Consider the following 852-nt stretch of genomic DNA (forward strand, 5'->3'; position numbering starts at 1 on the left):
GCACCCACGTCGGTGGCGTTCCACTCGGACACCACTAGCGCCCGCTCGGCCGGAGTCAGCAGCTCCACATCACCAACCGCCACCCCCGGGTCCGCGGTCACCGCATCCAGCACGCGCACGAGGCGCTGCCCGAACCCGACCACGGTCGCCTCGTCGAACAAATCCGTCGCATAGACCAGCGAACCGCCGTAACCCGCACCCTCGGGATTTGCGCCCAGGGTGACCAGCAGATCGAACTTCGCTGTGTCCGTCGGATTCTCGACACCCTCGACAGTGAGACCGGAGATTGCGAACCGGGTCTGCTCGAAGTTCTGGAACGCCAGCATCACCTGGAACAACGGGTTACGTGCCTGCGAACGAGCGGGATCGATGATCTCCACCAACCGCTCGAACGGCACATCGGCATTCCCGAAAGCACCCAAATCGGTTCCGCGGGTACGGGCCAGCAGATCGGCGAACGACTCGCCCCCATCCACACCGGTCCGCAGGACCAGGGTGTTGACGAACATGCCGACCATGTCGTCAAGTTCGCGCTCACCACGCCCCGCGACCGGGGTACCGATGGCGATGTCGTCCATCCCGGACAACCGCGACATTGCCACCGCGAGCGCGGCGTGCACGACCATGAACGGTGTCGCGTTCAAACGACGACCGAGTTCCTCGATCCGCCCACCCAGATCGGCGTCGATACCGAACCCGACCTCGGCGCCGGCGAACGACGCGACGTGTGGGCGCGGCCGATCGGCCGGAAGTGAGATCTCTTCCGGCAAACCGGCGAGCTCGCTCGTCCAGTACGACAGCTGCTGGGAGATCACCGATTCCGGGTCGTCCTCGGTGCCGAGGACCTCTCGC

Annotated in this window: 1 protein-coding gene; it reads right to left on the minus strand. The window is 65.6% G+C overall.

The window, feature by feature from the left end:
• Positions 1 to 852 (minus strand): condensation domain-containing protein (locus A8G08_RS00395; protein ID WP_245672526.1); only part of this gene is annotated, 852 nt, incomplete at both ends.

It is taken from the genome of Aldersonia kunmingensis, from assembly GCF_001646865.1.
GTDB lineage: Bacteria > Actinomycetota > Actinomycetes > Mycobacteriales > Mycobacteriaceae > Aldersonia > Aldersonia kunmingensis.